A 3,962-nucleotide genomic window follows, 5' to 3' on the forward strand; every position below is an offset into this window, starting at 1 on the left:
CGATCGCCGCGCCGGCACCGGCCGCACCGCTTGCCGAGCCGATCAGCGCGCCGGCCGCGGCACCGACCGCGGCGCCGGCAGCCGCGGGCGCACCGGGCGGTGCCGCCGGGACGTAGCCGATCTGCGCGAAGGCATAGGCCCGGCACTGGCTGTCCTCGCCCTGGAAGCGCTGGAGATCCTTGCCTTCCGGGGGCAGGGCCAGGACGGTCGGCCCGCTGGGCACCACCGCGGCACAGCCGGTGAGCACCGCCAGGAGAAGGGGCAGGATGAGCGGGCAGGTCCGCATGGGACTTCACCTCTCGCGACACGACGTCAGCGACCACCCACCAATATGGATCGCCGATGCGCTCCGCGCAGCCCGCACCGAACGACCCGCCCGGCCCTGCGTTCAGCCGGCGCAGAGGAAGGGACGGCCATGGCGGACCAGGATCGCGGGCGGAAGGGCGGCACCTCCTTCCCGAACAGGCCCGACACGCGGACGAAGACGGCGCGGCCCACCAGCGTCGGCCCGCATGATGTGCGGCGCGACCAGGAGGATCCCGGCAACCCGGGCATCACGCCGGAGCAGGGCTACGGCGCCGAGATCGCCCGCAACCGCGAGGCAGCCGACGCGGCGCCGGCCAAGGCGCCGGTGACGCCGTCCCCCAGGACGGAGACCGCTGACGAGAGCGGCGGCACCGAGGAGATGCTGCGGAAACCCGGCCCGGCGCGCGATGCCCCGCCGCTCAGCGGGACGGCGAAGGAGTAGCCTCTACCGTTCGCGGAACGAGAGGGACATCAGGGTCACTGCGCCGTCGAGGCAGGGCCGCATCTCGCGTGGGAACTCCAGCCACAGCGTCGCCACGGTGTCCTGTCGCGTCAGCAGCGTGCGCCTGTAGAAGATGCGGCCGACCATGTAGCCGCTGATGACGAACCAGTTGTCCCGCATCCGGCGGTAGGTGATCTCGCCGCCGGCGTTCTGGACCACGTCGCCCTCGGCGTCCTGCATGATGTCGCGCAGCGACCGGCCGGGCGCGTTCTCGGCGGCATTCACCACCGCCGTGGCGCGGCGGTCCACGGTCCAGAACCGGGCGCTGTCGCCCCCCGGCGGCACGCTGCCCGGGTCGAGCACGAAGAAGGACGGGTAGTCGAAGCCGAAGGCGAAGCGTGCATTGCGATAGCTCCGCTGGTCCCAGCGCCCCTCGCCCGGACATTCCGTAGCGAGGGCACCATGGCCTGCGAGCGCCGCGAAGGCGAGGACACCGAGGCTGGGCAGGCGCATGATGACGGATCCGGCGCGATGGGCGAGCGACACTCCCGCCTCAACGCCGGCCGCCTCGCCAAGCTGCACCGCCGCGGCGCTTGCCGTGCCCCGTCTTTGCGCCGATGGTGCACCGACCCATGCCACCGGATCCCGTGCCGCCCGACGCGCCCGCCTCCGCCCGCCTCGCGGTGCTGATCGACGCCGACAATGCGCAGCCCTCCGTGGTGGAGGGCCTGCTGGCCGAGGTCGCGCGCTACGGCGTCGCTTTCCTGCGGCGGGCCTATGGCGACTGGACGACGCCGAACCTGGGTGGCTGGAAATCGGCGCTGCTCGACCATTCCATCCAGCCGGTGCAGCAGTTCCGCTACACGGTCGGCAAGAACGCCACCGACAGCGCCATGATCATCGACGCGATGGACCTGCTCCATGCGCGCCGGCTCGACGGCTTCTGCCTGGTGTCGAGCGACAGCGACTTCACCGGCCTGGCCCGCCGCATCCGGGAGGAAGGGCTGCTCTGCATCGGCTTCGGCGAGAAGAAGACGCCGCGGCCCTTCGTCGCCGCCTGCGACCGCTTCGTCTACACGGAGCTCCTGCTACGCAAACCGGCGCAGCTGACGGCGCCGGACGGGAAGACGGCGAAGCGTGTCATCGACGATCCGAAGCTGGTCGAGTTGCTGACCGCGGCAGTGGACGCCGCTTCGGACGACACCGGCTGGGCGCATCTCGGTGCGGTCGGTACGAAGATCTACCAGCAGGCGCCGGAATTCGACTCCCGCTCCTGGGGCTTCGCCAAGCTCAGCGGGCTGATCGCCGCGATGCCGGTCTTCGAGATCGAGGAGCGGGCGTCTGGCGGCCCGTCCCGGGCGCTCTACATCAGGCGCCGGCCGCACGGCACACGGCGGAAGGGCAGCACCCCCGGCTGATCCGCGCTGCCCTACCCCAGCAGCCGCCCGATCACCCGGGCCGTGTAGTCCACCACCGGCACGATGCGCCCGTAGTTGATGCGAGTCGGTCCCACCACGCCGATCGCGCCGACGATCCGCTGGTCCTGCGCGTTGCGGAAGGGCGCCACCACCATGGACAGGCCGGCGCTGTCGAACAGGCCGCTCTCGGCGCCGATGAAGATCTGCACGCCCTCGCCGCGCTGCGCGAGATCGAGCAGCCGCAGCATCGTCTCCTGCGTCTCCAGCCGCTCGAACAGCGCCTGGATCTCCCGCACGCGAAGCTGCTCGTCGAGGTTCTGCAGTAGCTTCGCCTGGCCGCGCAGGATCAGCGTGCCGCCGACGCCCCCGGACCAGGTCGCCAGGCCGGCGGCGATCACCTGCTGCGTCAGCTCGTCCAGCGCGGTGCGATGCGCGGCGATCTCCGCCTGCACGGCGCTCCGCGCCTCGTCCAGCGTGCGGCCGGACAGGCGCGCGTTGAGGTAGTTCCCCGCCTGCACCAGCGCCGAGGGCGGCAGGCCGGCCGGCACCTCGATGACGCGGTTCTCCACCTGGCCGTCGGCGGTGACCAGCACCACCAGCGCGCGGCCGGGGCCGAGCGCCACGAACTCGATGTGGCGCAGCGGCGCCTCGCTCTTCGGCGCCACCACCAGCCCGGCGGCGCCTGCCAGGCCGGACAGCATCTGCCCGGCCTCTGCCAGCGTGTCCTGCAGGCTGCGCCCGCCGGCGGCGCAGCGGGCGGCGATGGCGTCGCGCTCCTCCTCCGCCAGGGCGCCGAACTGCAGCAGCCCGTCCACGAACAGCCGCAGCCCGCGCTCGGTCGGCAGCCGCCCGGCGGAGGTGTGCGGCGCGAAGAGCAGCCCGGCATCCTCCAGATCCGCCATCACGTTCCGGATGGTGGCGGGCGAGAGCGCCTGCGGCAGCCGGCGTGAGAGCGTGCGGCTGCCCACCGGCTCGCCGGTGGCGACGTACAGCTCCACCAGCTCGCGCAGGATCGCGGCGCCGCGGTCGTCCAGCCCGGGGGCCAGCGCGCCGCCCGGCGGGTTGGAAAGGCTTACGGCCTGCGCCCGGGTCGGGCGCGGGGGCCGGTGCATCGGACCCATGGTCGTGCGTGTCCCGGACCGTCTTGCTTGGAGTGAAACGCTAGGGAGGCCGGCGGGTGCGGTCAACCGCGCTGGACCGTGCCGGCTGCCCGGCGCAGGCTGCGCCGGCCATGCGCCGGCTGACCTGCCTTGCCCTGTTGCTGTGCCTCGGCGCCGGGCCGGCCCGGGCGCAGGAGGATCCCTGGACGGCCTGCGGCCGCGCCATTGCCGACGCCGAGCGCGGTGCCGGCATCCCGGCGGGCCTGCTGCTCGCCATCGCACGGGTCGAGAGCGGGCGGGCCGCGCCGGGCGGCGGCATCGCGCCCTGGCCCTTCGCTCTCAACGCCGGCGGCACCGGCCGCTACCCCGAGACGAAGGCGGCCGCGATCGCCCAGGTGGAGGCGCTGCGCGCGCAGGGCGTCCGCTCCGTCGATGTCGGCTGCATGCAGGTGAACCTGTTCTTCCATCCCGACGCCTTCCCCGACCTCGACGCCGCCTTCGACCCGCCGCGCAACGTCGCCTATGCCGTGCGCTTCCTGCGCGAGCTGCACGCGCGCACCGGCAACTGGGCGGAGGCGGTGGCCCAGTACCACTCGGCCGAGCCAGGGCGCGGCCTTGCCTATCATTCCCGGGTGCGCGTCGCCCGGCTGGCTGCCGGCACGGCGCTGTCGGCGCCGCCGGAGCTGCGCGGGCTGT

At 73.4% G+C, this 3,962-nt stretch carries 5 protein-coding genes and 1 pseudogene; 3 read left to right on the top strand and 3 right to left on the bottom strand.

What is annotated here, in order from left to right; genetic code table 11:
- Positions 1-286: pseudogene (locus OZN99_RS27150) on the bottom strand (YMGG-like glycine zipper-containing protein); the annotation flags it as partial.
- 129 nt (positions 287-415) lie between these two features.
- Between OZN99_RS27150 and OZN99_RS27155 the strand changes: the two are divergent.
- Entirely contained in the window at positions 416-748 is a 333-nt protein-coding gene (locus tag OZN99_RS27155) for a hypothetical protein (protein ID WP_270938353.1), read from the top strand.
- Positions 749-751: 3 nt separating this feature from the next.
- Here OZN99_RS27155 and OZN99_RS27160 read toward each other — a convergent pair whose 3' ends face one another.
- Positions 752-1,261, bottom strand: a complete 510-nt coding sequence (locus tag OZN99_RS27160) for a hypothetical protein (RefSeq protein WP_270938354.1) — start codon at positions 1,259-1,261, stop codon at positions 752-754.
- Positions 1,262-1,380: 119 nt separating this feature from the next.
- Here OZN99_RS27160 and OZN99_RS27165 point away from each other — a divergent pair, with 119 nt between their 5' ends.
- Positions 1,381-2,166, top strand: a complete 786-nt coding sequence (locus OZN99_RS27165; protein ID WP_270938355.1) for an NYN domain-containing protein — start codon at positions 1,381-1,383, stop codon at positions 2,164-2,166.
- Positions 2,167-2,177: 11 nt separating this feature from the next.
- Here OZN99_RS27165 and hrcA read toward each other — a convergent pair whose 3' ends face one another.
- Positions 2,178-3,278, bottom strand: coding sequence for a heat-inducible transcriptional repressor HrcA (gene hrcA / locus OZN99_RS27170; protein WP_270938356.1), 1,101 nt, complete (start codon positions 3,276-3,278; stop codon positions 2,178-2,180).
- Between the two features lie 65 nt (positions 3,279-3,343).
- On the opposite strand from hrcA, the gene OZN99_RS27175 reads away from it, so the two are divergent.
- On the top strand, positions 3,344-3,962 hold a 619-nt coding region (locus OZN99_RS27175), incomplete at its 3' end, for a transglycosylase SLT domain-containing protein (RefSeq protein ID WP_270938357.1).

The sequence above is a fragment of the Falsiroseomonas oryzae genome, assembly GCF_027856955.1.
Taxonomy (GTDB): domain Bacteria; phylum Pseudomonadota; class Alphaproteobacteria; order Acetobacterales; family Acetobacteraceae; genus Falsiroseomonas; species Falsiroseomonas oryzae.